The 26918-nt window shown below is 72.3% G+C and carries 21 protein-coding genes and 1 pseudogene; 11 read left to right on the forward strand and 11 right to left on the reverse strand.

Annotated features, from left to right (window positions below; genetic code table 11):
• Nucleotide 1 precedes the first annotated feature (1 nt).
• The 5 genes and pseudogenes from AS594_RS06155 to AS594_RS46015 all read right to left on the reverse strand — a co-directional run.
• Nucleotides 2-3337 (reverse strand): NACHT domain-containing protein, encoded by a 3336-nt coding sequence (locus tag AS594_RS06155; RefSeq protein ID WP_141747153.1) that lies wholly within the window; start codon nt 3335-3337, stop codon nt 2-4.
• Between the two features lie 25 nt (nt 3338-3362).
• Nucleotides 3363-4124 (reverse strand): amino acid ABC transporter ATP-binding protein, encoded by a 762-nt coding sequence (locus tag AS594_RS06160; RefSeq protein WP_069926057.1) that lies wholly within the window; start codon nt 4122-4124, stop codon nt 3363-3365.
• Nucleotides 4121-4999 (reverse strand): amino acid ABC transporter permease, encoded by an 879-nt coding sequence (locus tag AS594_RS06165; RefSeq protein WP_420877884.1) that lies wholly within the window; start codon nt 4997-4999, stop codon nt 4121-4123. The genes AS594_RS06160 and AS594_RS06165 overlap by 4 nt, the downstream gene beginning before the upstream one ends.
• A gap of 2 nt (nt 5000-5001) precedes the next feature.
• On the reverse strand, nt 5002-5901 hold the full coding sequence (locus AS594_RS06170; RefSeq protein WP_079144769.1) for an ABC transporter substrate-binding protein: 900 nt from the start codon (nt 5899-5901) through the stop codon (nt 5002-5004).
• 108 nt (nt 5902-6009) lie between these two features.
• Nucleotides 6010-6215 (reverse strand): annotated as a pseudogene (locus tag AS594_RS46015) (AraC family transcriptional regulator); the annotation flags it as partial.
• A 48-nt stretch (nt 6216-6263) separates the two neighbouring features.
• On the opposite strand from AS594_RS46015, the gene AS594_RS06175 reads away from it, so the two are divergent.
• From AS594_RS06175 to AS594_RS06195, 5 genes are all read left to right on the forward strand, one after another.
• Nucleotides 6264-7556 carry a VWA domain-containing protein gene (locus AS594_RS06175; protein WP_069933334.1) on the forward strand — a complete coding sequence of 431 codons (1293 nt, stop codon included), beginning with the start codon at nt 6264-6266 and terminating at the stop codon, nt 7554-7556.
• On the forward strand, nt 7556-8353 hold the full coding sequence (locus AS594_RS06180; RefSeq protein ID WP_069933333.1) for a hypothetical protein: 798 nt from the start codon (nt 7556-7558) through the stop codon (nt 8351-8353). Before AS594_RS06175 ends, AS594_RS06180 begins: the two co-directional genes overlap by 1 nt.
• A gap of 194 nt (nt 8354-8547) precedes the next feature.
• On the forward strand, nt 8548-9858 hold the full coding sequence (locus AS594_RS06185) for an MFS transporter (protein WP_069933332.1): 1311 nt from the start codon (nt 8548-8550) through the stop codon (nt 9856-9858).
• 8 nt (nt 9859-9866) lie between these two features.
• Nucleotides 9867-11090: an anhydro-N-acetylmuramic acid kinase gene (locus AS594_RS06190; RefSeq protein WP_069933331.1), complete on the forward strand. Its 1224-nt coding sequence runs from the start codon at nt 9867-9869 to the stop codon at nt 11088-11090.
• Nucleotides 11091-11156: 66 nt separating this feature from the next.
• Entirely contained in the window at nt 11157-13094 is a 1938-nt protein-coding gene (locus AS594_RS06195) for a M64 family metallopeptidase (RefSeq protein WP_079148268.1), read from the forward strand.
• Here AS594_RS06195 and ligA read toward each other — a convergent pair.
• A complete protein-coding gene (gene ligA, locus AS594_RS06200; RefSeq protein ID WP_069933330.1) occupies nt 13091-15172 on the reverse strand; it encodes an NAD-dependent DNA ligase LigA in 2082 nt (693 codons plus the stop codon). The two genes, AS594_RS06195 and ligA, sit on opposite strands and share 4 nt — an antisense overlap.
• A gap of 202 nt (nt 15173-15374) precedes the next feature.
• On the opposite strand from ligA, the gene AS594_RS06205 reads away from it, so the two are divergent.
• Nucleotides 15375-16097, forward strand: a complete 723-nt coding sequence (locus tag AS594_RS06205; RefSeq protein WP_240508952.1) for a transcriptional regulator — start codon at nt 15375-15377, stop codon at nt 16095-16097.
• Between the two features lie 202 nt (nt 16098-16299).
• Here AS594_RS06205 and AS594_RS06210 read toward each other — a convergent pair whose 3' ends face one another.
• Nucleotides 16300-17766 carry a nucleobase:cation symporter-2 family protein gene (locus AS594_RS06210; protein WP_069934980.1) on the reverse strand — a complete coding sequence of 489 codons (1467 nt, stop codon included), beginning with the start codon at nt 17764-17766 and terminating at the stop codon, nt 16300-16302.
• Nucleotides 17767-18113: 347 nt separating this feature from the next.
• Between AS594_RS06210 and AS594_RS06215 the strand changes: the two genes are divergently transcribed.
• The gene (locus AS594_RS06215; RefSeq protein ID WP_069926066.1) at nt 18114-19334 is read left to right on the forward strand and encodes an ROK family transcriptional regulator; all 1221 of its coding nucleotides are present in this window, start codon (nt 18114-18116) and stop codon (nt 19332-19334) included.
• Nucleotides 19335-19373: 39 nt separating this feature from the next.
• Here AS594_RS06215 and xylA read toward each other — a convergent pair whose 3' ends face one another.
• Nucleotides 19374-20546: a xylose isomerase gene (gene xylA / locus AS594_RS06220; RefSeq protein ID WP_069926067.1), complete on the reverse strand. Its 1173-nt coding sequence runs from the start codon at nt 20544-20546 to the stop codon at nt 19374-19376.
• Nucleotides 20547-20634: 88 nt separating this feature from the next.
• Here xylA and xylB point away from each other — a divergent pair, with 88 nt between their 5' ends.
• Nucleotides 20635-22101, forward strand: a complete 1467-nt coding sequence (xylB, locus tag AS594_RS06225; protein ID WP_069926068.1) for a xylulokinase — start codon at nt 20635-20637, stop codon at nt 22099-22101.
• 135 nt (nt 22102-22236) lie between these two features.
• On the opposite strand, the gene AS594_RS06230 is transcribed toward xylB, so the two are convergent.
• The 3 genes from AS594_RS06230 to AS594_RS06240 form a co-directional block, all read right to left on the reverse strand.
• A complete protein-coding gene (locus tag AS594_RS06230) occupies nt 22237-23046 on the reverse strand; it encodes an SAM-dependent methyltransferase (RefSeq protein ID WP_069926069.1) in 810 nt (269 codons plus the stop codon).
• A 132-nt stretch (nt 23047-23178) separates the two neighbouring features.
• A complete protein-coding gene (locus AS594_RS06235) occupies nt 23179-23415 on the reverse strand; it encodes a DUF397 domain-containing protein (protein WP_069926070.1) in 237 nt (78 codons plus the stop codon).
• Nucleotide 23416: 1 nt separating this feature from the next.
• On the reverse strand, nt 23417-24286 hold the full coding sequence (locus tag AS594_RS06240) for a helix-turn-helix domain-containing protein (RefSeq protein WP_069926071.1): 870 nt from the start codon (nt 24284-24286) through the stop codon (nt 23417-23419).
• 210 nt (nt 24287-24496) lie between these two features.
• On the opposite strand from AS594_RS06240, the gene AS594_RS06245 reads away from it, so the two are divergent.
• The 3 genes from AS594_RS06245 (at nt 24497) to AS594_RS06255 (ending at nt 26812) form a co-directional block, all read left to right on the forward strand.
• Nucleotides 24497-24937 carry an ATP-binding protein gene (locus tag AS594_RS06245; protein WP_069926072.1) on the forward strand — a complete coding sequence of 147 codons (441 nt, stop codon included), beginning with the start codon at nt 24497-24499 and terminating at the stop codon, nt 24935-24937.
• Nucleotides 24931-25428 carry a hypothetical protein gene (locus AS594_RS06250; RefSeq protein ID WP_240508953.1) on the forward strand — a complete coding sequence of 166 codons (498 nt, stop codon included), beginning with the start codon at nt 24931-24933 and terminating at the stop codon, nt 25426-25428. The genes AS594_RS06245 and AS594_RS06250 overlap by 7 nt, the downstream gene beginning before the upstream one ends.
• Before the next feature lie 115 nt (nt 25429-25543).
• Entirely contained in the window at nt 25544-26812 is a 1269-nt protein-coding gene (locus AS594_RS06255) for an SGNH/GDSL hydrolase family protein (protein ID WP_069933328.1), read from the forward strand.
• The last annotated feature ends 106 nt before the right edge of the window (nt 26813-26918 follow it).

The raw sequence follows: 26918 nt of genomic DNA on the forward strand, positions 1-26918 counted from the left end.
GTCAGGACGCCTCCGGCCGTCCCGGGTACGCGGCGGCCAGGGCGCGTACCCGGGCCGTGGTCTCCGGCGGTACGTCGCGCAGCTGGTCGCCGGTGAGCCGGTCCAGCACCTGACGGGCCGCGTCGCCGAACCACCCGCTCGCCCACTGCGCCTCACTGGTCGCGGCCCACAGGGCCAGCACCCGGCCGAAGGCGTCCGCCCCCAGGAGAACGTCCACCGCCGCCTCCCAGCAGGCCCGCAGCGCGGCGCGGTCCTCCCCCGTGGCGCCCGCCTCCAGTGCCCCCATGGCGGCCCTGGCCAGCGCTTCCAGGGCGTGCGGCTCGAGCTCCACCGGATACAGCGCGCCCAGCACCCGCGCCACCACGGGCGGGGGGAGTCGGCCCGCGTCGTCGGCCAGTTGCCCCAGGATGATCCAGGTGGCGCAGCGCCGGGTGGAGGAGTCGAGACCGGAGTACCGCCGCAGGAAGGTGCCGCAGCGCTCGTAGAGAACGCCCAGTTCGCCGTCCGGGGTGCCGAGTCGGCTCGCCAGCCACAGGTCCGTCAGGCTGTGCGCGACCGAGGTGGCGGTCCCGTCCGGCGTGCCGACGAAGGTCGTGACGGCGGAGCCCAGCCGGCGGAACAGCGGGTCGACGGCGTGCAGGACGACGGCGTCGTTCGTGCCGCCCGACACCGCCATCTTGTGCCGGATCTGGTCCGGGTAGGGCCGGGACCAGCAGATGCCGCCGGTCCGGTCCCCGTGGCCCGGCGGACGGCCGTACAGCCAGTAGGCGTCGACCGGTTCGGGGACGAGAGCGTCCGCGGTCGGCCGGATGTCCAGGTCCCGCCGGCCGTCGGTCCAGACGTGGCGGAGGTCCAGCGCGACCGCGAAGTCCGTCCACTCCGGTTCGGTGAAGGCCGACCGCCACAGCAGGACGTGACGGTGCCAGGTCCCGGCCGGATTGGCGTCGTCGGGGAACACCACGCTCGCCTTCACCCCGTCCCTGACCAGAACCGTCAGCATCATGAGGTTCGCGCCGTAGAGGCCGTGGCGCGAGGAAGTCGCACGGAGGGTCGGCCGGTATTCGGCGAAGCGGTGTTCGGTGCGGTTGCGGTGGTCGGCCATCACGGTGACGAGGAGTTCGCCCAGCCGGTCGCGGTCCTCCGGTGCGATGTGGCGGATGCGGGCGGCGACGAAGCGCAGCATCTGGCGTGACGACAGCGGCGCGTACGACAGCAGGACGTACAGCAGGTCGTCGTCGACGCCGGTACGGCCGAGCGAGAGCGCGGGGCGCTGGTCGAGCAGGCCGGTGAGCAGGTGTACGGCGAGACGGGCGGCCAGGTATTCGCCGAAGGTGGCGTGCAGGAATTCGTACGTCGCCAGCCGGTGGTCGTCGCGGAGCGCCTGGGCCCGCTGGACGAAGAAGAACCGGCCGAGCGCGATCTCCGCCTGGTCGAGCGGCGCGCGGAAGCCGGTGGCCTGCGGCGACTGGGGGCGGCCGAGCAGCGCCGTCAGGTCCTGCTCCAGTTCGGTGGTGGTGATCCACTGCCGGTGCCGGTTGAGCATGCCGAAGGAGATCAGGGAGAGGCGCTGGAGCTCCTGCTCGACCCGGACGGCCAGTTGCGGTTTCGACAGCGCCGTGGCGGACTTGCCGACCTCGCGGACGGCGAAGGACACCAGGAGCTCCTCGTAGAGCTCGGCCTCGTCCAGGGGTTCGTCGTCCCGCGTCCCGCATTGCAGCGCGTTCCCCGTCGCGTCGTACAGGGCGAGCATCAGCAGGAGCAGCGGCTGGGAGGCGAGGGCCTGGTGGCGGGCCGCGACGGACGGGGGCAGCGGGCGCAGTCCGTTCGCGGTGAGGTACGGCTCGTTGAGGCGGTTCCACAGGCGCAGCCAGCGCTCGACCTGCCGCTCCCGGAAGGGTTCCAGGCGCAGGGCCACCGCGCCTTCGGGGTAGCGGGCGCGGTCGGCGACGGCGGTGCGGCTGGTGACGAGCGCGAGTACCGGCCGCCCCTGGTCGGCTTCGCGCTGCTGGAAGCGGGCCACCCGTACCAGGTAGTCGGACTGGCTGACGCCGGTGGCCTGGAGCAGCTCGTCGAAACCGTCGAAGAGGAGGACGGGGACCGCTCCGTCGGCGGCCCGGACCAGATCCGGCCAGGAGGCCCGCTCGCCTGTCGTGGCGCGTACGGCGTGCTCGATCTGGTCCTGTACGTCGGCGTCGGCCGGCACTTCGCGCAGGATGATCCGCACCGGCAGATAGCCGGCATCGGGCAGCCTGGCCGCGAGGATCTTGGTCAGTACGGACTTCCCGGCGCCGGGCTGGCCGAGCACGACCAGGGGTGCGGCGGTGGAGGCGACCGAGGTGAGGGCGCCCGCGAGGTACTCGGTGAGGTCGGACCGTACGGGGGCGCTCTCCCACCACTCCTCTTCGGCGGGCCCGTTCGGGCCCTCGGTGACGGCCCGGACGCGGAAGTCCGGATCGACGTACCCCTCGCCGAGGGTGGGCAGGCACACGCCGGTCGGTGCCTCTCCCTCGGCCAGGATGGGGCGCGGCAGGGCTGCCCGGTAGCCGGTGGCGAGGGCGGCTGCCGCGTGGGTGAACGGGCGTACCGGGGTCAGGCCCGCGAGGGCCGCCTCGATGCCGGTGAGCGCCCGGCGGATGCCGGTACGCGTGGCCTGGTGCTCGATCTGGCCGGACCAGAAGCCGAACTCGGGCACTTCGAGCGCCAGTTGGGCGAACAGCTCCTGGTAGCGCTCGGTCGCCGCCGCGTACAGACGGTCGGCCATGGCTTCCTCGGCCGCGCACCGCTGCGTCTCGTCCAGACGGTCCCACACGGCGAGGCCGGTGATGAACGGGTGCAGCCGGGCACTGAGGGCCGCGTACCAGTGCTGGAGTTCGTGGAGAACCTGCTCGTACGGCTGGTGCGGGGCGGGCTGCGGGACGGCGGACGTGACCAGGCGGTGCACGAAGCCTTGTCCGTCGTCCTGGCCCCCCGCAAGGCTGATCTGCTCGCGCCGCGTCAGCTCCAGTTCGGCGAAGCGGAACGGAAGTTCCAGCTCACCGAGTGCTTCGAAGTACGCCGTCACCACGATCACCGCGTGCGCCGCCGCGATCCGTTCCGTACGCTCCGCCCGTTCGCAGGACCCCAGCCGCTCCCGCAGTCCGGTCGTCAGGTCCCGTCCGAGCCTGAGCACCCCCCCCCGCGCCTCGAACAGGTTGAGCACCGCGTCGCTGGTCCCGCCCGTGGCCATGGACAGGGCCCCGGCCAGTGCCCGGTCGGCCGCCGTCAGGGCGGCGCTGTCGCCGCCGAGAATCGCCACCGCGTCGCCGTAACTGAGAAGTCGTCGCCCCCGTACCGTCACCGTTCTGGTCTATCACCGGAAGCGGTCACAGGCGCCCGGCTTCGACAATCCGCCGCAGGAACCGCCGGGTGCGTTCCTCCCGGGGGTCGCCGAAGATCTGCTCCGGCGAGCCGCGTTCCAGTACGACTCCGCCGTCCAGGAAGCAGACCTGGTCGGCCACTTCACGCGCGAAGCCCATCTCGTGGGTGGCGAGGACCATCGTCATGCCGTCCCCCTTGAGATCCCGTACGACGTTCAGGACCTCCCCCACCAGCTCCGGGTCCAGCGCCGCCGTGATCTCGTCGAGCAGCAGCAGGCGCGGGCGTACGGCGAGGGCCCGGGCGATGGCGACGCGCTGCTGCTGGCCGCCGCTGAGGCGGTCGGGGTAGGCGCTCGCCTTGCCGGCGAGGCCGAGCCGGTCGAGGAGTTCGAGGGCGTGCGCCTGCGCCTGCGACCGCGACGTGCCGTGTACGCGCCTCGGCGCGAGGGTGATGTTGTCGAGCACCGTCATGTGCGGGAAGAGGTTGTACGCCTGGAACACGACGCCGATCCGGCGCCGCACGGTGTCCGCGTCGGCCCTCGGGTCGGTGATGTCCTCGCCGTCGAGGAAGATCGCGCCGTCGTCGATCTCCTCCAGGAGGTTCGCGCAGCGCAGGAGAGTCGATTTGCCCGATCCGGACGCGCCGATGAGAGCCGTGACGGTGTGCGGGGCGACGTCGAGGTTCACGTCACGCAGCACTACCGTGTCGCGCCCGAAGGTCTTGCGTACGCCTTCCAGCCGCAGGACCGGTGTCCCGGTGCCGGTCATGTGGTGCCTCCCTGGGCTCGCCGCCGGTCCATGCGGGCCGTCACCCAGTCGGTGAAGCGCGTCATCGGGATGGTCAGCGCGACGAAGACGAGGCCGGCGACGACGTACGGCGTGTAGTTGAATTCCTTGCTCGCGATGATCTGTGCCGCGTACACGGCGTCGACGGCGCCCGCGATGGAGACGAGGCCGGTGTCCTTCTGGAGCGACACCAGGTCGTTGAGCAGCGGCGGCACCACCCGGCGCACGGCCTGCGGCAGCACCACGAAGCGCAGCGCCTGTCCGTTGGAGAGGCCCAGCGAGCGGGCCGCCGCCCGCTGCGAGGGGTGGACCGACTCGATGCCGGCCCGGAAGACCTCGGCGACGTACGCCGAATAGGTCAGGGTGAGCGCCGCGCCGCCGAGCAGCACGGGGTCGGTGGTGACACCGGCCAGGCGCAGGGCGGGTACGCCGAAGACGACCAGCAGCAGGCAGATGATCAGCGGCAGGCCGCGGAAGAAGTCGGTGTACGCCGCCGCCAGGGCGCGCAGCGGGAAGAACACCGGCCCGCGCAGGGTGCGCGCCACGGCGAGGAGCATGCCGATGACGAGGACGGCGGCGCCGCAGACGACGAGCAGCCGCAGGTTGAGCCAGAGGCCGTCGATGACCTCGGGCAGCGCGTCTCGGGCGTACTCGGCGCTGAAGAAGGTCTCGCGCGTACGCGGCCAGCCCGGGGAGTTGGTGACGACGAGGTAGAGGACGGCGGCGGTGGCGAGCGTGCTCAGGGCCGCGACGGCGGTGGCGCGGCGGGTGCGGGCGCGCCGGTGGCGCTCGCGTTCGAGGCGCCGGGCGGAGGGGACGTACACGTCCTCCACCACCACGCCGTCCGTCTTCTCCACGGTCACTTGAGCACCGGAGCGTCGGCGGCCTCCGACAGCCACCGCTTCTCCAGCCCCGCGAGCGTCCCGTCCGCGCGCAGGGCGTCCACGGCGCCGGTCACGCAGGACGTGAGCCCGCTGTCCTTGTCGAGTACGAGACCGAACTGCTCGCCGGCGCCGCCGGTGTTCTCCAGCTGGCCGACGATCTTCGCTTCGGGGACTTCCGCCGAGGTGATGTAGAAGGCGGTGGGGAGGTCGAGGACGATCGCTTCGACCTGGCCGTTCTTGAGCGCGGTCTTGGCGAAGTCGTTCTTCTGGAAGACGGCGGGCCGCTGCCCGGGCCTGATGACGTCGTTGACGACGTCGAGGCTGGTGGAGCCGACCTGTGCGCCGAGCTTGACGTCCTTGAGGCCGGCCAGGGTCGTGACCTTCGCGGCCTTGGAGGACTTGAGCGCGATGACGGCCTGGCGGACGTCGTAGTAGCCGGAGGAGAAGGAGACGGCCTTCTTGCGGCTGTCGCTGATGGAGATCTGGTTGATGTCGAAGTCGAACTTCTTCTCGCCCGGCGCGAAGGCGGTGTTGAACGGCACGGTCTGCCAGACCACTTCGTCCTTGCCGTAGCCGAGCTTCTTCGCCACGGCGTGCGCGACGGCCGACTCGAAACCCTTGCCGTTCGCCGGGTCGTCGTCCTCGAACCACGGTGCGTACGCGGGCTTGTCCGTCCCGATGGTCAGCTTGCCGGGCACCTCGGTGGACAGTTTGCCGGGCGCGCAGCTCGCCGATGCCCCGGGCGCGGCGACCGGGGACTCGGGCTGCGGGGCGCAGCCGGTGACGGCTGCGACGGCCGTCACGGTGAGCGCCGCGAAGGTCGCGAACTGGGCGGGGGAGGTGGTGCGGCGGCGGGGCCGGGTGGCAGGGCGCATGGCGGGAGCGTCGCAGTGGGCGAGGCCGATTGTCCAGGTCGGAGCGGGAAACGTCCGCATCCTGAAATGCGCCCGACATGTGTCGCGGGAGCGTCGGCATTGGCCGGTTCACGCGCCAGGTGCGAAGCGTTCGCGGCAGGCGCTGGGGGTGAGTCCGGTGCGGCGGCGCGGCCGGCACGGAGGTTGGCCGCCGTACCGAGTCCGCTCGCGCGGGCGGCGGATTCGACGGCGGGATCGCCGCGCTCCATCAACCGGCAGGCCGGCGCGACGCGTTCGGCGGTGGGCCGGGCCAGGGGTGTGGTGCCGAGCTGGGCGCCCTCCGCGTTTTGGGCGGCGGGGGCCATCTTCAATAGGATCCGGCGATGATCACAAGAAAACGGCTGACGGCAGGGGCGTTCGGCCTGTTCGTCGCCCTGGCCGCCGGACTCCTCCCGGCCGGGCCCGCCGCAGCCGCCGCTGCCGCCGACGAACCGGACTCCCGCGATTCCCCCAAGGTCGAACTGGTCCTCGATGTCAGCGGCTCCATGCGGGCCAAGGACATCGACGGCCAGTCCCGGATGGCCGCCGCCAAGCAGGCGTTCAACGACGTACTGGACGCCGTGCCGGACGAGGTGCTGCTCGGCATACGCACCCTCGGCGCCGACTACCCCGGCGACAACCGCAAGACCGGCTGCAAGGACACCCGGCAGCTCTACCCGGTCGGCCCGCTCGACAGGACCGAGGCCAAGACCGCCGTCGCGACGCTCTCCCCCACCGGCTGGACGCCGATCGGGCCCGCGCTCCTCGGCGCGGCCGACGACCTCGAAGGCGGTGACGGCACCCGCAGGATCGTCCTCATCACCGACGGCGAGGACACCTGCGGCCCGCTCGACCCGTGCGAGGTCGCCCGGGAGATCGCCGCGAAGGGCACCCACCTGGTCGTCGACACGCTCGGCCTGGTCCCGAACGCGAAGATCCGCCAGCAGCTGACGTGCATCGCGGAGGCCACCGGCGGCACGTACACCGCCGTACAGCACACCGACGAACTGTCTGGCCGGGTCAAGCAGTTGGTTGACCGCGCCGCCGACCCCGTCGTCACTCCGGTCGCGACCGAGGGCACCGGCCGGTGCGCCGACGCGCCCGAGCTCGGGGCCGGTCTCTACACCGACCGCGAGAAGTTCTCCGAGCACCGCTGGTACCGGGTCGGCGTACTGCCCGGTCAGGAGCTGCGTGCCTCGGTCAGCATCGGCGCCGACCGCGCCGTCGCCCGTGACTACGGAGTGCTGCTGCGGGCGGTGACCACGCGCGGCCGGGAGATCGTGCGCGGCTCCGAGGCGGGCGACGGCCGTACGGACGTGATCTCGACCGGCCTGCGCTACCCGAAGGCACCGCTCGACGACGACACCGACGGCGAGGTCAAGCCTGCGGCCGAGACCGTGTGTCTCCAGGTCAGCAACTCCTTCTCCGCTCCCGCGTCCGTCAAGACCACGCCCGGCCTGCCCGTCGAGCTGACCATCGACCTGGTGGACGGCCCCGACGAGGCGTCGGACGTCGCGTTGTTCGGTCTCGGCCACGGCTGGTGGCTGCTCGGCGTGCTCGCGCTGACCGGTCTGCTCGCCGGACTGCTGTGGGGCTGGATCTCGCGCTGGCGCTTCGCCGTATGGAGGACCCACTGATGCGTACGACGACCCGTCTGCTGACCTGTGCCGTACTGGCGGGCGCCGCGCTCTTCGCCGCCCCCGCCCCCGCCCTCGCGGACTCGACGCCCTCGCCGGGCGCCGCGGCCCGGGACGGGGACGAGGAGGCCGCGCCGACCGAGGCGGGCACCACGTTCCGTACGGCGACGAAGATCCGGCCGGACCAGCGGGCCACGGCCGAGGCGTCCACCGGTGACTACCTCTACTGGGCCTTCGACGCCGACGCGGGGAGCACCGCCACCGTGCGCGCCACCGTGAAGCTCCCGGAGGCCGCCGCCCGGCACGGCGCCGCCACCTGGCAGCTCGACGTGTACGACGGACTGCGGCGGCGGCAGGCGTGCGTCCACGGCGGTCAGGCCGAGGCGGCGCCGAAGGACGCCGCGTCGGTGGACCTGTCGTGCACGCTGCGCACGGTCAGGGCATGGGCGGAGCCGTGGGCCGACGATCCCCTGCCGGGGAGCTACTACGTACGGCTGACGGTGGTCGATCTGCCGCAGGAGGACCTGGGTCTGCCGGTGGGCGCGGAGGTCGTGGCGACGACGCGGGACGCGGGCGGCGCACGGGCGGTCGACGGCGCGCTGTCGGTCCCGCTGGTGCCCGGCGCGTCCGGCGCGGAGGTGGCGGAGGCCGCCGGTGACACGTTCTCGTCCGGCTGGTGGTCGTCGCGCTGGCTGTGGACGGCCGGCGGGGGCGTTCTCGGCGCGGCCGCGGCCCTCGCCGGGTACAGGCTGACGCGCGGGTCGGGGCGGCCCGCCCGGGTTCCGCCGGGCGTGTGAGCGCGCGTACGCCCAAGTGAACAGCCGGCCCTGTTCCGCACACGCGGGACAGGGCCGGCTGCCGTAACCGGGCGGGGCCACTCAGGTGGCGGGCGGCGCACGGTACTTGTGGCGGGGCCGCCCGGTTGCGCACCCTGGCCTCATGTCCACTCCCGTCCACGGTCTCTCATGACCACGCCCCTCCCCGGCATCTCATGACCACTCCCGTCCACGGTCCTGTGCCCACGGCGGCCCGGCCGGTCCGCTCGCGGCGGGCGCTGGTGGCGGGCTCCGTCGGCAACTTCATCGAGTGGTACGAGTTCGGCGTCTACGGCTACTTCGCCACCGTCATCGCGGCGCACTTCTTCACCCCCGAGGGCGGCAGCGGCGCGGAGGCGCTCGTCAAGACGTACGCGTCGTTCGCCCTGGCGTTCTTCTTCCGTCCCGTCGGCGCGGCGCTGTTCGGGCGGCTCGGTGACCGGATCGGCCGCCGGCCGACGCTCATCCTGGTGATCTGCCTGATGACGGGCGCCACGGCGCTGATCGGGGTACTGCCGACGTACGCCTCCATCGGTGCGGCCGCGCCCTGGCTGCTGACGCTGCTGCGCATTCTGCAAGGTCTCTCGGCGGGCGGGGAGTTCGGCGGCGCGGTGTCGGTCATGACGGAGTTCGCGCCGCCGCACAGGCGGGGCCGGTACGGAGCGTGGCAGTCCTTCACGGTCGCGCTCGGGCTGCTCGCGGGCGCGGGCGCGGCGGCGCTGCTCGCGACGGTACTGACCGTGTCGCAGCTGAACGGGTGGGGCTGGCGCGTGCCCTTCCTGCTGACCCTGCCGCTCGGGCTCGTCGCGCTGTGGCTGCGGCTGCGCCTGGACGAGACGCCCGCCTTCGCGTGGGACGTGGCGGCGAAGAGCGAGCCCGCGCGACCACCCGCCCGGCAGACGCTCAGGGCGATCGCGCTCGGTGCCGGCCGGGTCATGGGGTGGTCTGCGGCCGGGTACACCTTCCTGGTCGTACTCCCCTCGTACCTCCAGAACACGCTGAACGCGACGTTCCAGCAGGCGCTCGTCGCCACCGTCCTGGCCAACCTCGGGTTCGCGGCGTCGATCCTGCCCGCGGGCACGGCCAGCGACCGGTTCGGGCGGCGGACGGTGATGCTGACCGGGGCGCTGCTGGTCGCGGTGCTCGCGCTGCCGCTGCTGAACCTGGTGCAGGACCCGGACGCGTCGACGTACGCGAAGGGGGCGGCGCTCTTCTGCGCGGGAGCGGCCGTCGGTCTGATGGCGGGGCCCGGACCCGCGATGCTGGCGGAGATGTTCCCGACCACGGTGCGCTACACGGGGCTCGGGCTGGCCTACTCGCTGTCCAATGCCGTGTTCTCCGGCTGCGCGGGGCTCATCATCACCGAGGCCGTCGAACGCACCGGTGACGCCGACATCCCCGCCTACTACGCGGCGGCAACCTGCCTCGTCAGCGTCCTCGCGCTGCTGACGCTGCGCGGCGACGACCACAGGCGGGCGCTGCGGTGAGCGGCGGCATGCGGGTGATCGGCCTCATGTCCGGCACGTCGTACGACGCCATCGACGCCGCCGCCGCGGACCTCGCCCTGGACGGGGACACGCTGGTGCTCACCCCGCTCGGCATGATCAGCGAGGTGTACGACGACGAACTGCGGGCCGCGCTCGCCGGGGCGCTGCCGCCCGCCGGTACGACGCTGGCCGACGTGTGCCGGCTCGACACGCGCATCGGGCAGGCGTTCGCCGCCGCCGCTGTCCGGGCGGACCGTGAACTGTGCGGCGGGCGGGCCGACTTGATTGCCTCGCACGGGCAGACCGTGTACCACTGGGCGGAGGGCGGACGGGTCCACGGCACGCTCCAGTTGGGTGAGGCCGCCTGGATCGCCGAGGCCACGTCCCGTCCCGTCGTCTCGGGATTCCGTCCGCGCGATGTGGCCACAGGGGGCCAGGGCGCGCCCCTGGTGAGCATCGTCGACGTCATGTGGCTGCGGGGGCGGCCCGGCGTGCCGGTGGCACTGAACCTGGGCGGCATCGGCAACGTCACCGTGGCCTCGGCGGGCGTCTCGCGCGAACCACTGGCGTTCGACACCGGGCCCGCGAACGCGCTGATCGACGCGGCGGTGCGGGAGTTCGCGGACGGCGGCGGGGCAGCGTACTCCATGGACACCGACGGTGCGCTCGCCGCCCGGGGACGCGTCCACGCGCCGCTGCTGCGACGGCTGCTGGACGAGCCGTACTACGCCGCGCCGGCGCCGAAGACGACGGGCAAGGAGCTGTTCCATCTGCCCTACCTGCGTGCGGCCATGGCCGGTTCGGGGACGCCGGCCGCCGAGGATGTCGTCGCCACGCTCACACGGCTCACGGCGCGGACGGTCGCCGACGCCGTCCGGCCCTTCGCGGCGACGGAGGTGATCGCGTCGGGCGGGGGCACCCGCAATCCGGTGCTGATGGAGTGGCTGCGGGAGGAACTGGGCGCGGAGGGCGGCGCGGTGCTGCGGACGTCGGACGAGCTGGGGCTGCCGTCCGCCGCCAAGGAGGCGTACGCCTTCGCCGTCCTGGGCTGGCTGACCGCGCACGGGCTGCCCGGCACCGTCCCCTCGTGCACCGGTGCCCGGCGGCCGAGCGTCCTGGGCTCGGTCACCCCCGGCCGTCCCGGCCTGCGCCTGCCGGAGCCGGTGACGACGGCGCCCGCCCGGCTGACGGTTTGCGCCAAGGACAACTCCCACCTCTTTACGGGGCGTTGACGGCACCCGTACGCTCCCCGCCACCGCGTGATCACCACTCGTACGGCAGACGGAGGGTGCAGCACCATGAGAGTTCCGAACAGACCCGCGCTGCTCGCGGTGGCGGGGGCACTCGTCGCCGCCTGCGCCGTCGGCACCACACCACAGGCCACTGCGGCAGCACCGGCGGCGGCGTCACCGGCGGCGGCGCCCCATCCCGTGACCGCGAACGCCACGGTGGTGCCCGTCCAGCGGACCGGCCCGGCCGACAAGCGCTTCAATCTGGTCGTGCTCGGTGACGGTTACACCGCCGGCGACATGGCAGGCTTCCGGGCCGACGTGGACAAGCACCTGAAGGTGCTGTGGAGCATGGAACCGTTCGCCTCCTACCGTTCGTACATCAACGTCTGGGCGGTGGAAGTGCCGTCGGCCGAGTCGGGCGTCGACTGCGATCCCGGTCTGGACGCACCGCGCCGTGACACGCCGCTGGACATGGGTTTCTGGGGCGGCTGCGACCCGGCCAGTGTGCAGCGGCTGCTGTCCGTCGACGCGACGGCGGCGACGGCCCTGGCCGACCTGGTCCCCGGTACGAAGAGTTCCAACCGGCAGATCGTCGGCCTGGCCAACAGCGCTACGTACGGAGGCGCGGGCGGCACCTACGCCACCGCGTCCGGCGGCAACGCCCTGTCGTCCCTCATCACCCCGCACGAGATAGGCCACTCGCTGGGCAAGCTCCAGGACGAGTACGACTACTACGCGCGCGGGGTCCCGGGCGGTGCGTACGAGGGCGGGGAACCGGACTCCGCGCACCACACGCTCCTCACCGAGGAGGAGATGCGCGCCGAGCGGCGGAAGTGGTGGCGCTGGCTGGGCGAGCGCAGCGACGCCGGCGGCGTCATCGGGCGCCACGAGGGCGGTCTGTACCGGACGAAGGGCGTCTGGCGGCCGAGCAGGCACTCGATGATGAAGACCCTGGGTTACTCCTTCGACCAGGTCGAACGGGAGGTGATGACGCAGGCGGTCTCCGGCAAGGTGAACCTGGTGCAGGGCCACACCCCGAACGGCGCGCCGATCGGTGACGACCGGACGGTGTGGGTCGACACGCTGCATCCGGTCGGCGGTGAGCTCGACACCGTATGGCGGCTGGACGGCCGGCCGGTGGGCGGCGCGGGGGGCGAGCGCAGTCTGGATCTGCGACGGCTCGGCCTCTCCGAGGGCGGCCGCCGCACGCTGACCGCGACGGTCACGGACCCGACGCCGTTCGTACGGGACCCGGCCGTCCGCGCGTCGGCGGCACTGACACGCACGGTCACGTGGACGGTCGACCCGTCGGTGATCACCGAGCCGTCCTCGGCGGCCCCGGACTTCACGGGGCACACCGGCACCACGGAACCGGTGGGCGCCGAGTCGGTCGTGTACGCCGACACCACCCACCCCACGGGCCGCTCCCCGCGCGTGCGGTGGACGCTGGACGGGCGGCCGGTACACAACCCCGGCAACGACCGCGATCTCGACCTGGGCCCGCTGGGACTGCGGGGCGGCAGCCACACCCTGACGGCCCGCATCGCCGGTACGGACCGCACGCTGACCTGGACCGTCGACGCGACGCCCGCGAAGGCGGCGTACGAACTGTCCGAACCGCTGCGCACGGTGCGGCGGCCGGGAAAGCCGGTGGAACACGTCTATGACGGCCCGTTCACGATGAAGCTGACCGCGCGCGACACCCAGGGCGGCCACGTGGTCACCCAGTTCCGGGTCGACGGGGACGGCTGGTACACCTACTTCGGCTGGCCGACGGACGCCGACGCGCCGTTCCGCTTCACGCCGGGCGGCACGGTCGTCGACGACCTGGTCTACGGCAAGCTGGGCACGCCGCGCGTGGTGCCGTGGGACGACGCGACCCCGGAGTACGGCCCGCACACGATCGAGTACCGCACGATCGACTCCGCGGGCAACGTCGGCGCGCCGAAGGCGTTCCGCGTGACGCTGGTGCCGCCGTCCTCGTCGTACCGCGGGGAGGGCTAGCTCGTCGGCAGCGCGTCCGCGACCATGACCGCGAACTCGTCAGGGGTGGCGATGCGTACGCCCAGATCCTCCGCCTTCGCCCGCTTGGATCCCGCGTTCTCGCCCGCCACCACCAACGACGTGCGCTTCGATACGCTGGACGAAGCCTTGCCGCCTGCGCGCTCGATGACCTCGTTCATCTGATTGCGGCTCAGCTTCTCCAGCGGCCCCGTCATCGCGCCGGTCACCACGACGGTCATGCCACCGAGGGGCCCCGTGGGCCCGGCCGCCGCCTCTTCCTCCGCCTCGGCCGGCGGCGTCGCGCCCGGCTCCGTCATGTTCACACCCGCCGCCACGAGCTTGGCGATCAGCGGACCGAGCTCCGCCAGCTCGGCCACGATCACCGGCGCCTTCTCCACCCCGATGCCCTCCACCCGCTGCACCGCGTCCGCGTCGGCCGCCCGCAGGTGGTCCATCGTCGCGAAGTGCCGGGCGATGCGACGGGACATGGAGCGGCCGGTGCCCCGCACACCGAGGGCGGCGAGGACACGGGACAGCGGCTGTGTCCTGGCCCGGTCGATTCCGGCCAGCAGATTGTCCGCGCTGGTCTCGCCCATCCGGTCCAGCGTCAGCAGCTGCTCGCGGGTGAGGGTGAACAGGTCGGCGAAGTCGGTGACCAGGCCGGCGTCCACGAGCTGGACGACACGCGTCGTACCGAGACCTTCGATGTCGAGCTGGTCGCGTCCGACGGCGTACGCGATGGACGCCACCACCCGGCAGTTCCGGCCGCGCACGCAGCGCCAGCGCTGCTCGCTCGCGTCGATTTCCGAACCGCACTGCGGGCACGCCTCCGGGAAGGCGATCGGCTGTTCCTCACCGGTACGCAGATGCGCGACCGGCGCCTCGATGCGCGGAATGATGTCGCCGGCCTTGTAGACCATCACCTGGTCGCCCAGGCGCAGGTCGCGGCGTGTGATGTCGGCCGGATTGTGCAAGGTGGCGTACGTGACCGTCGACCCGTCGATCTCCACCGGTTCGAGAACGGCACGCGGCGCGATGATGCCCGTACGCCCGACGTTCCACTCGACGGCGATCAGCCGGGTCACCTTTTCCACGGCCGGGAGCTTGTACGCGATCGCCCAGCGCGGCGCCCGCGAACCGGCCCCCGCCTCGCGCTGGTCCTCGGCCGAGTCGGCCTTGACGACGATCCCGTCGATGCCGAACGGCAGCTCGGGGCGCAGCGCGGCGATCTCCTCGACCCGGGCCTGCACCTCCTGCACCGTGGCCGCCGTGCGCGGCGGGACGGCGGTGTCCGCGGCGGTGTGCACGCCGAGCGCGGCGACGCGCCGCAGGATATCGCTGTGCGTCCACTCCCCCAGCCCTTCGCCGAGTTCGCCCGAGCCGGGCAGCGGGAGTGCGCCGTACGCGAAGAACGTCATCTCCACCGTGTACGGGCGGTCCTTGGCCCGCAGCGTGCCGGCCGCGCCGTTGCGCGGGTTGGCGAAGGGCTCCCCGCCGTGCTCCGTGCGTACCGCGTTCGCCTTCTCGAACTGCTCGGTCGTCATGAGGACTTCACCGCGCACCTCGAACGTGGCGGGCTCGGTCAGCTCGCCGGGCAGGCCGACGATGGTGCCCACCGCGTGCGACACGTCCTCGCCCGCCGTGCCGTCCCCGCGCGTGATGAGCCGGACGAGTCTGCCCTGCCGGTAGCGGGCGGCGACGGCGAGGCCGTCGAGCTTCGGCTCGACGCTCCACCGCTCCACCGGCCGGCCGAGTCTGCGCTCCAGGGACGCCGTCCAGGTGGCGAACTGCTCGGCGGAGAACACGTTGTCCAGCGACAGCATCGCCGCCGTGTGCGGCACGTCCCCAACGGCGGCGCCGCCGGCCACCTTCCCGGTCGGGGAGTCCGGCAGCACTTCGTCCGGATGCTCCTGCTCGTACGCCTCGATCAGCCGCACCAGCCGGTCGTACGCGTCGTCGTCCAGAGCGCTGTCGCCCTGGGCGTAATAGGCGGCGGCCGCACGGGTCGCGGTCTGGACCGCCTCGGCGTATGCGGCGGAATGTGCGAGAACGGCAGAGGTGTTCGTCATGCCCTTCATCCTGCCTCCCACCACTGACAACGCCCCTGATCCACGCGGTGACGGCGGAGTGGCTGTGCGTACGGGCGCCTTCATATCGAAGGCGACTCGGCGGTTCGTACCACTGGATCTTCTGTTAATCTGCCCGCTCCTGGATGTTCGTCCACCCGTCCGTCTCCCCCAAGCGCCCACAGCCCGCCGGGTGCAGCGAGGTGTCTCGTCCGTGTACAGCACTCCGTTCTCCTCCACAGAAGCCAGAGCCGCGCGCGCCCGCATGGGCCTGACCACGACTCAGGTGGCCCACTCCATGGCCGCGTGCGGGGCCCCCGCCCACCCCGACCTGATAGCGGGCTGGGAGCAGGGCAGCCATGTGCCCTCCGAGCCGCAGCTGTTCGCGCTGGCCGATGTCCTGTGGTGCACCCCGACCACGCTGATGGGCATCGAACCGCGCACCCTGGCCGAGCACCGGCTGGCCAGACTGCTGAGCGTGGAACGGCTGGCGTACCGGATCGGCATGGACGCGGAGGCATACCGGGCCGCCGAGGCGGCGCAGCGCTGGGACGGCGATCCGCGGCAGACCAGGGCTCTGGTGGACGCACTGGGGCTCTCCCTGCGGAAACTGATCGGAATCATGGGGCGCGTCGACGAACTGGCCGGCCACCTGCGTTCGGCCATCGAGGGCCGGTGGAAGGTGCGCGTGGCTCCCGTGGCGGAGATCGTCCACGTCGACGGCACCCTGGTGGGCGACGCGCTGCGCGAGATGCACGCGGAGTTCGCCGCGTTCTCCGAGCGCTACATGGGACACCTGGTGGCACGCAACGACGACGCAAGGCTCAAGGAGATCGCGGCCGAGCGCGCCGCGTACCTGCGCCGGCTGGTCGACCACTTCTGGGAACTGATCGGCGAGGCGGGCGAGGTGCCGCCGTTCAACGCGGTGATCCGCTGAATCCGCGCCGTCCGCCCCGGGCGTCCGAATCGGTCCCGTACGCCCCGTACGCCCGTACGCCCGTACCCCGCACCCCGCACCCCGTACCCCGTACGCCGGTACCCCGTACGCCCGCACGCCGGTACCCCGTACGCCCGCACGCCGGTCGCGGTCCGGTGGGGCGACGGGTGCCCCTTCCGGCCCGCGACCGATGGCGCGCGGTTCAGCGCACGGCGGCGCCCACATAGGGCCCCGCCGGGCCGCCGGGGTCCTCGGCGTCCGCCATGTCCTCCCAGTCGATCTCCATCGCCTTGCGGCCCGTGAGGACGTTGAAGAACAGGTTCAGCGTGATGGCGGTGAGACCGCCCAGCGTGATCCCGCTGTCGAGGACCGCCTGCACATCGTCCGGCAGCCGGTCGAAGAACGTCGGCACCGTGGTGGGCAGCATGGCGGCGCCCAGAGAGACGGCCAGGATCAGTGCGTTGCGCTCCTCGCGCAGGTCCACCTTCCCCAGGATCTGGATGCCGACCGCGGCGACCATGCCGAACATCGAGATCGCCGCTCCGCCGAGCACCGGCGGCGGGATCGCGGCGACCAGGCTGCCCGCCTTCGGCAGGAGCCCCAGGACGATCATGAAGACGCCGGCCGCGACCACGACGTACCGGCTCATCACCTTGGACATCCGCACCAGCCCGATGTTCTCGGCGAACGCCACGTACGGGAACGAGTTGAGGACGCCCCCGAGAACGGTCGCGACACCGTCGGCCCGCAGCGCCCTGGCCACCGTGTCGCCGTCGACCTTCTTGCGGGTGATCTCCCCGATGGCGTAGACGTCGCCGGTGGTCTCCACCATCGTGATCAGCATGACGACGGTCATCGCGACGATCGGCAGCAGCTCGAACCTCGGCATGCCGTAGTGGAACGGCGTACTGACACCGAGCCAGTCGGCCTGCGCCACCGCACCGAAGTGCACGTCTCCGAGGAACCAGGCGACGGCCGTTCCGCCGACCAGTCCGAGCAGCACGGCGAGGCTGCTCAGGAACGGCTTGCCGACGCGGACCAGGGCCAGGATGAACAGGAGCGTGCCGAGTGCGTACGCGAGGTTCTCCGGATCGCCGTACGCCAGATCGCCGATCAGCCGGGCGCCGCCGGCCGCGTCCTGGAGGCCCACCGGTATGAGGGTGAGGCCGATGATGGTGAGGATCGTGCCGATGACGACCGGCGGGAAGTACTTCACCAGCCGGCTGAAGAACGGCGCGAAGAGGAACGTCGCGATGCCGGCCGTGATCACCGCGCCGTACGCGACGAGCAGCCCGGCCGTGCCGCCGCCGGCGCCCAGGCCGATGGCGATCATGGGAGAGACCGCGGTGAAGGTGACGCCCTGGACCAGGGGCAGTCTCGCGCCGATCTTCCAGACCCCGAGTGCCTGGATGATCGAGGCGATGCCGCAGGTCAGCAGGTCCGCGTTGATCAGGTAGACGAGCTCCGGCCGGGACAGGCCCATGGCGTTCCCGAGGAGGATCGGGACGATCACCGCGGCCGCGTAGAACGCGAGGACGTGCTGGAAGCCGTAGAGCGTGAGTTTGGGGAGCGGGAGCAGACGGTCCACCGGGTGGGTCTGCTGCCGGGAGAGGCTCCTGGCGGACTGCCGGGAGGACTGTCGGGTGGACTGTCGGGAGACTCGTGCCATCTCTGCCTTGCCTTCGCGAGGTAGGTGAATGAGAGAGGACCGCCGCCGTCGCTTCCCGGATGCCGGGAGGAGGGCGGTTCGGCTCGTACGGAAGCCGACGTCTGGCGGAGTTGCCGACACCACGTCGCCCTGCACTACACAATTGCGTCCTGGATTGACAGGACTTCCTTCGATTGACACGGCAAAGCCCGGTTCACTCATGGGATCCGCAGGCGGTGTCGATCGGAGCGCTCACCTTAGAGCAACCTCGTCGTTCCTCGCGAGTAACCAGGAACTCACCGGATGTACGACCGGCACTCCGCCCGGACGGACGGCCCGCGGAGGGCGTCGCTTAGGCTCTCGGTGCCATGAAGAGCAACCCCCCGCGGCTGGAACCCAAGGCCGACAAGGACACCGTGCGCAGGCACAACCTGAGCCTCGTGCTGCGCGCGGTCCACGACGGGGGCGAGGCGACGCGCGCCGGCGTCGCGGCCCGCGTGGGGCTGACGCGGGCCGCCGTGTCCTCGCTGGTCGAGCAGCTGATGGAGAGCGGATTCGTCACCGAGTCGGGGAAGACGTTCAGCGGCCAGGCCGGACGGCCCGGCACGGTGCTGAAGGTCGCGCGTACGGGCGTCGCCGGCCTGGGGGTCGAAGTCAACGTCGACTATGTGTCGGTGTGCGTGACCGATCTGTCCGGGGACGCCCGGGTGCGGCTCACGGAGCACACCGACAACCGCGCCGCCCCGTCGGCCGAAGTCCTGGCGCGCGCCGCCGCGATCGCGTCGCGGGCGCTGGAGTCGGCGGCCGAAGTCGGCCTGCGGCCCGTCGGCGTACAGCTGGCGCTGCCCGGTCTGGTGTCCGGCGGCACGGTCCGCCAGGCGCCCAACCTCGGCTGGAACGGCGTCGCCGCGCAGGACGTCTTCGCGCGGGCGCTGGCCGGACTGCTGCCGGAGCGGCCGGCGCTGCCGGTGGGTTCGGACAACGAGGCGAACCTGGCGGCGCTGGCCGAGCTGTGGTTCGGCGGCCTGGGGCGTGAGCGTACGTTCCTCTACCTCAGCGGGGAGATCGGCGTCGGCGGCGCGCTCGTCCTCGGCGGGGAACTGCTCCGCGGCGCGCACGGGTTCGCCGGCGAGATCGGGCATGTGGTGGTGGACCCGGAGGGGCCCGCGTGCCGCTGCGGTTCGCGGGGCTGCCTGGAGCAGTACGCCGGCCAGCGGGCGGTGCTGCGGGCGGCGGGGATCGACGAGAACGCCGGACTTCCGGGCGTGGTGGAGCTCGAAGCCCGGGCGCGCGCGGACGACGCCCTGGCCGTGGCCGCGATCCGGCAGGCCGGGTCCATGCTGGGGCTCGTACTGTCCGGCGCGGTGAATCTGTTCGATCCGGACGCGGTGGTGCTCGGCGGCATCTACCGGACGCTGATGCCGTGGCTGTCGCCGCCCGCCGTCGAGGAGCTGAACCACCGGGTGGTGTCCGGCCTGTGGCCGGGCGCCGGCGGCCGGCTGCGTGCCGCGTCCCTCACCGGGGACGCGGCACGCGGCGCGGCGGCGCTGGTCGTACGCGACGTACTGGCGGACCCGGCGGCGTACTGATCCCTCGTCGGCGGCGTCCGCCGCCTGCCCCTGGCGTGGTTACCCGCGTACGCCCAGCAGGTGGTCCAGCGCCAGCTGGTCGAGCACCTCGAACGCCATGCTCCGCCCGGCGGCCTCCGCCACGTCGAACTCCTCGTACGCGCCGCGGTCGGCGAGCAGCGCCGCGAGGCCGTCGGCGGCGGTCGGGCGCGCCAGATCGTCGAGCCGCGAGGCGCGCAGGGCGGCCTGGACCTCCGGGTCGTCGCGGAAGGCGGCGGCCCGCTCCTTGAGGATCAGGTAGTTGCGCATGCAGCCCGCGGCGGAGGCCCACACCCCGTCGATGCCGTCGGTGCGCACGGGCTTGAAGTCGAAGTGGCGGGGTCCCTCGTAGCCGGCCGTCTCCAGCAGGTCGACGAGCCAGAACGCCTGGCGCAGGTCGCCGGCGCCGAAGCGGAAGTCCTGGTCGTACTTGATGCCGGTCTGACCGTTGAGATCGATGTGGAAGAGCTTGCCCGCCCACAGGGCCTGCGCGATGCCGTGCGGGAAGTTGAGTCCGGCCATCTGCTCGTGGCCGGTCTCCGGGTTCACGCCCACCAGTTCGGGGCGCTCCAGTCGCTCGATGAAGGCGAGGGCGTGGCCGATGGTGGGGAGCAGGATGTCGCCGCGCGGCTCGTTGGGCTTGGGCTCGATGGCGAAGCGCAGGTCGTAGCCCTGTTCGGTGACGTACTCGCCGAGAAGGTCGAATGCCTCCTTCATGCGGTCGAGGGCGACGCGCACGTCCTTCGCGGCCCCGGACTCGGCGCCCTCCCGGCCGCCCCAGGCGACGTAGGTGGTGGCGCCGAGTTCGACGGCGAGGTCGATGTTGCGGACCGTCTTGCGCAGGGCGTAGCGGCGTACGTCGCGGTCGTTCGCGGTGAACGCGCCGTCCTTGAAGACCGGGTGGGTGAAGAGGTTGGTGGTGGCCATCGGCACCTTCATGCCGGTGGCGTCCAGCGCCTGGCGGAACCGCTTGACGCACGCCTCGCGTTCGGCGTCCGTCGCGCCGAAGGGGATGAGGTCGTCGTCGTGGAAGGTGACGCCGTGGGCGCCGAGGGCGGCGAGGCGCTGGACGGACTCGACGGGATCGAGGGCGGGGCGGGTCGCCGTGCCGAACGGGTCGACGCCCTGCCAGCCAACGGTCCACAGACCGAAGGTGAACTTGTCGTCGGGGGTGGGGGTGAAGCGCTCCGACATGTGACCGGCCTCCATTTGTTTGTTGACATGACTAATACTGCACGACCAATCTGTTCCACAGAAGCGAACCGAGGAAACGAGGGGTCCCATGCCGTCGAGCACGGTCGTCATCGGGGTGGACAGCTCTACGCAGTCGACGAAGGCGGCGTTCGTCGACGCCGCGACGGGCCGGCTGCTGGCGGTGGGACGGGCGCCGCACCGGGTCACCGGCGAGGCGGGGGCGCGCGAGAGCGACCCGGAGGAGTGGTGGCGGGCGCTGGGCGAAGCGGTCGCCGCGGGCCTGCGGGAGTCGGGGGCGGCGGCCTCGGCCGTCACCGGCATCGCGGTCGCCGGCCAGCAGCACGGACTGGTCGTCCTCGACGACGCGGGACGGCCGCTGCGTCCCGCCCTGCTGTGGAACGACACCCGTTCGGCTCCGCAGGCCACCGCCCTCACCGCGGCGCTCGGCGGCCCGGCCGCGTGGACGGCACGCACGGGGTCCGTACCGGTCGCCTCCATGACGGCGGCGAAGTGGCAGTGGCTGCGTGAGCACGAGCCGTACGCCGCCGAGTCCGCCGCCGCCGTGCGCCTCCCGCACGACTTCCTCACCGAGCGGCTGGCGGGGGTGGCGGCAACCGACCCGGGTGACGCCTCGGGCACCTGCTGGTACTCCACCGCGACCGGCGCGTACGACCCCGGACTCCTCGGCCTGGCCGGCCTGGACGAGAATCTGCTGCCGCCCGTGGTCCCGACCGGCGCCACGCGCGTCGGCTCCCTCACACGCGGGGCGGCCGCGCTTCTCGGGCTGCCCGCCGGGATCGCCGTCGCGGCCGGCACGGGAGACAACATGGCGGCGGCGGTGGGGCTGGGCCTCGGCGGCGCGGGGCTGCTGGACCATCCGGTCCTCAGTCTGGGCACCTCGGGCACGGTGTTCGCGGCGACCCGCACCCGGCCGGCGTCACCCGCCCTGGCCGGTTTCGCGGCCACCGACGGTACGTACCTGCCGCTCGCCTGCACCCTGAACTGCACGCTCGCGGTCGACAAGGTCGCGGCGCTGCTGGGCCTGGACCGTGACGACGCCGCGCCGGGCGGCGAGGCGGTGCTCCTGCCGTACCTCGACGGCGAGCGCACCCCCGATCTGCCCGCCGCCTCAGGGCTCCTGACGGGCCTGCGCCACGACACGACCCCCCAGCAGCTCCTGGGCGCGGCGTACGAGGGAGCGGCGGTCACGGTGCTGCGGGCCCTCGACGAGGTACTGCGCGCGTGCGGCCTGGACCCCGCCGATCCGGACGTCGCGTCGCGGCCGCTGCGCCTGGTCGGGGGCGGGGCGCGGGGGCGTACCTGGGTGGAGACGGTACGCCGCCTGTCCGGACGCCCGCTGCTGATCCCGGAGACGGGGGAACTCGTCGCGCTGGGCGCGGCGGCGCTCGCCGCGGGGGCGGTGAGCGGGCGGGACGCGGTGGCGGTCGCGAGCGAGTGGGGCGCGGGTGGGGGCACGGAAGTGCCCCCACTGGAGCGCGATCTCGCCACGTGGCACCGCGTCACGTCGGTACTCGCCGGCCTGGTCGACGGCTGAACCGCCGGCTGGGGGACGTGGCCCCGCGCGGCGCGCCGCCCGGCCCCTGCCCGCCCTTCCCCACCGGGGCGGGGCGGGTAGGGGAAAGCCCGCAGGACCGCCCCCGCCTCCCCCTCCGGCGAAGTGGTCCCGCCGTCAGAGCTTGCGGGCCACGCCCGTGTACCCCGGGATCGGGTCGTCACCCGCGACCGGTATCACTTCACCGAGCTCGGGACGCCACTCGGCGGCCAGCGACACACCCGGCTCGACGAGCTCGAAGCCGTTGAAGAACTCGGCGAACTCCGCGCGCGAGCGGGGCCGCAGCGTGAGCCCCCTCGCGGAGTACAACGCCGCCGCCTTCGCCGCACCCTCCGGATCGAAGTCGCCGGTGACGTGCGACAGGACCAGGTAACTGCCGGGCGCCAAGCGGTCCATGAGCCGGTTCACCAGCGCCTGCGCGCCGTCCTCGTCGCCCACGAAGTGCAGCAGCGCGACGAGCGACAGGGCGACCGGCTTCGTGAAGTCGAGCGTCTTGCCCGCCCGCTCCAGGATCACGTCGGGTTCACGGGCGTCCGCCTGGATGTACTCGGTCGCGCCCTCCGGCGTGGAACGCAGCAGCGCCTCCGCGTGGGCGAGCACGATAGGGTCGTTGTCGCAGTAGACGATGCGCGCGTCGGGTGCGGTGCGCTGGGCGATCTGGTGGAGGTTCGGCTCGGTCGGTATGCCCGTGCCGATGTCGAGGAACTGACGTACGCCGTTCTCAGCGAGCCATCGCGTGGCGCGGTGCATGAACGCCCGGTTGACCCGCGCCATGTCACGCCCCCGCGCGTCGAGTGTGAGGAGCTGACGTGCCATCTCCTCGTCGACCGGGTAGTTGTCCTTGCCGCCCAGGAACCAGTCGTACATGCGCGCCGGGTGCGGCTTGCTCGTGTCGATCTCGACGGCGGTGCGGTCTTGCCCGGTCATACGGCGCTCCATGGGTCGCGGTGGACGGTGAACAGCGGATCTGAACGACGAACGGTGATCAGTGAACGGTGGGGACGGCCGGTGCGTTCCAAGATCCGGCCCCGACTGCGACTTTCGTACGACGCGTACGACTCAGGTGAGCAGGAAGTCGGCCTGCCCGGCCTTCGCTCCCCGGATGAACGCGGCGATCTCTCCTGGGGTGTAGATCAGCGCCGGCCCCTCGGGATCGGCGGACTGGCGTACGGCGACCCTGCCGTCAGCGAGCTTCATGGCCTCGATGCAGTTGCCGCCGTTGCCGCCGCTCCAGGGCTTGTACCAGCCCTCCGCGGGCAGGTCGTTCGCGGGCATGCCGTTGTATATCGGGTCCATCTCACAGCTCCTTGCGGAGATTCCTGAGGATCTCCTTTGTGCGTTGTGCAGTCGCGGCCTGAGCCGCCATGCGGTCCATGACCTCCAGGTGGGCAGCCACCTCGGGGCGCGCGTCGAGGTAGACGGCGCCGGTCAGGTACTCGCTGTAGACCATGTCCGGGAGTTCCGGCACGGCGAAGCGGAAGAGGACGAAGGGGCCGTAGGTGCCGGGATGGTGTCCCGTGGCGAACTCGGCGATCTGGAGGGTGACGTTGGGCATCTCGACGGCCTCCAGAAGCCGGTCGATCTGCTCCCCCAGCACGTTCGGGCTGCCCACCGGACGGCGCAGGACCGTCTCGTCCATGACGACCCAGAACTTCGGGGCGTCGGGGCGATTGAGAAGACTCTGACGCTCCATACGCAGGGCGACATGCCGCTCGATGGCTTCGTCGGCGTCCGCGCCGCGCCGGCCGACGGCTCCACCGCGCAGGATGGCGCGGGCGTAGCTCTCGGTCTGGAGGAGGCCCGGGACGAACTGCGGCTCGTACGCCCTGATGAGCGACGCGGCGCCCTCCAGGCTGACGTACATGCTGAACCAGTCGGGGAGGATGCCGTGGAACCGCTGCCACCAGCCCGGCTTGTTCGCCTCCTCGGCCAGCTCGACGAAGGAGTCGATGTCTTCGGCGGTGTGTCCGTACGCCTGCAACAGCAGCTGTACGTACGGGATCTTGAGCGCGACCTCGGCCGTCTCCATCCTGCGGATGGTGGCCGGGGTGACGCGGAGCACCTTGGCGGCCTCGTCGCGGCTCAGCCCGGCTCTCTCGCGCAGATCCAGCAGGCGTCTGCCGAGGACGACCTGACCCACCGTCGGGGCGGACCGCGGTTCACTCACTTCAGAGACCTCCCCGGTGGGCTGTTGCGAGCAGTGTGCCACGCGGTCGCGACCAAAGAAACGACACTCTGCAATTTTCATAGTGCCCCTTGCCAAGTGTCGCGTTCAGAGGGAGAGTTGCGCGGTGAACCAGTTCACGCGGATGCCGCGAGCTGCCCACCGGTGGGGACGCAGCTTGTACGGCGCTGCCCCCACCGTGAGGAATCGCTCGTGGCACCAGGCACTGCGCTCGTACCCCGGCTCATGGACCGGTGCCGGGGAACGGACATACGCCGGTACGGGTTCGAGCTGCCGGGGCGACCGGAGTTCGTCTCCTCGGCACGCCGGCTGACGAGGCAGCAGCTCGCACGGTGGGACGTCGACGAGGACACCTGCGACACCGCGACACTGATCATTTCCGAGCTGTTCACCAATGCCGTACTGCACACCGCGAGCGAACTGGTCGTGTGCGAACTGCGCGACAGCGACGGCCGCCTGCGCGTCGCCGTCAAGGACCAGGGGCTGCGCCCCACCGGACCCCGGCTGCGCCAGGCGGGCGACGAGGAGCACGGGCGCGGGCTGCAACTCGTCGACACGCTGAGCAGCTTCTGGGGAACGCGCGACGCAGCGGACGGTCCCGGACGCATCGTCTGGGCGGAGCTTCCTTGCTGAGGTCCGTGATGACCGGCCTGCCGGGCGGCCGCCTGTCGCGCGGGCGCCGCCACGACGGCGGCGCGGGTCTGGACAGCGCGTCGCGGGTCGAGCCGCGGCCCCACAACGGCGTGCACGGCGACGTTCAGGGCCCCGGACGCGTCCTCCTGCCCGTACCGCCCGGCCTGTCCGCACCGCTCGGCTGCGACGCGGTGGGGGTTCCCGCGCGGCACGGGTTGCGGATGATGGCCCATCTGTCCCGGCCGGGATGCGTCTTCTCCGACGCCGACCGGTGGTGGTGGATCGTGCCCGCCGAGTCGGATCTCGGACTGCTCTGGCCGCAGCCCGCCCGTTACGTCTCCGGGGCGTACGTACCCGCGACGCGTCCGCGTCTGATCCACACACCGGAAGGCAGCGCGCCGTACACGCCGCCGATTCCGCTCTACCTGATGGTCTGCCGGGTCGCGGGCATCGCTCCGGCGTGGTCCACTGTGCCGCATCAGGGGGCCTGACCGCCCGCGTGCGAGCGACCGTTCCGGCGTCGCACCCCGGACAGCGCATGCCGTGGCGCGCGTCAACTCCCGAGTCCCGGGTCCGGCCAGCCCCCAGGGGAGGAATCTCCGCGCCATGAACACACCCACGTCACGCGGGCGCGCCCTGCGCGCCCTGACCGCCGTCGCCCTCGCGATCGGCACGGTCCTCGCCTCCGGACCGCCCTCCACGGCACGGCCCTCCGCGGCCCGGCCCTCCCCGTCGCCCGGGAGCACCGCTCCGGGCAGGACGCCCGTCGTCACGTGGGCCGCGAGCACGGACCGGCTGTCCACCGCGGGCGCCGCCCCCGAGCGTACGTACCGGCTCGTCGTGCGCACCAGCGCCGGCGGCAGCGGGCTGCGAATCCGGCTGTCCAACGCCTTCGGCACCCGTCCGGTGACCTTCGGCCGCGCGTACGCGGGGCTGCGGGCCACCGGCGCCGCCCTGGTCCCCGGCACGAACCGGCCCCTGTCCTTCGCCGGATCGCCTTCCGTGACCGTTCCGCCCGGCGGATCGGTCCAGAGCGATCCGCTGCCGGGCGCGGTCCGGCCGGGGTCCGACCTGGCCGTCAGCCTGTACGTGCGCAGCGCGGGCGGCGTCGCCACCGGACACAAGATGGCCCTCCAGACGTCGTACACCGCCCCTGCGGGTGACCATGCCGCCGACGACTCAGGCACGCCGTACACGCAGCGGATGACGTCGTGGTTCTACCTCGACGCCGTGACGGTGGACGCCCGGCGCGGCACGGGCGCCGTCGCCACGCTCGGCGACTCGATCACCGACGGGGCCGTCTCCACCCGCGACACCAACCGGCGCTGGCCGGACTTCCTGGCGCGCAGGCTGGACGCCGATCCCGGCTCGCGCGTCAAGGGCGTCGCGAACGAGGGGATCTCGGGCAACAAGGTGCTCACGGACGGTTCCGGCGAGTGCGCGCTCAAGCGGCTCGACCGGGACGTTCTCTCGCAGGCCGGCGTGCGCACCATGGTGCTGCTCGAAGGGGTCAACGACATCAAGGCCGTCCCCGCGCCGACGGCCGCCGAACTCGTCGCCGCCTACGGGCAGATCATTGCCAGGGCGCACGCCGCGGGCGTGTGCGTCGTGGGGGCGACGGTCATGCCGTACGAAGGCTGGCGGGAGTGGACCCCGGCGGGCGAGGCCGTACGGCAGGAGGTCAATGCCTTCATCCGCGGCAGTGGCGCCTTCGACGCGGTGGCCGACTTCGACCGGGCCGTCCTGGACCCGGCCGCGCCCTCCCGGATCCTTCCGGCGTACAACAGCGGCGACCATCTGCACCCCAACGACCTGGGGATGCGCACGATGGCCGACACCGTCGACCTGAGGAGCCTGCACTGTCGGAGGCGTTAGCGCACCGGCGATTGGGGCCGTTCCCGTGAGGGGAGGGTCGTGCTTCGGAAGCATTCCTGGGAACGGTTTTGAAGCGTTCCCCGGAACAGCCCGAAGGCGTTCCGGG

It is taken from the genome of Streptomyces agglomeratus (assembly GCF_001746415.1).
In the GTDB taxonomy this organism is placed as follows: domain Bacteria; phylum Actinomycetota; class Actinomycetes; order Streptomycetales; family Streptomycetaceae; genus Streptomyces; species Streptomyces agglomeratus.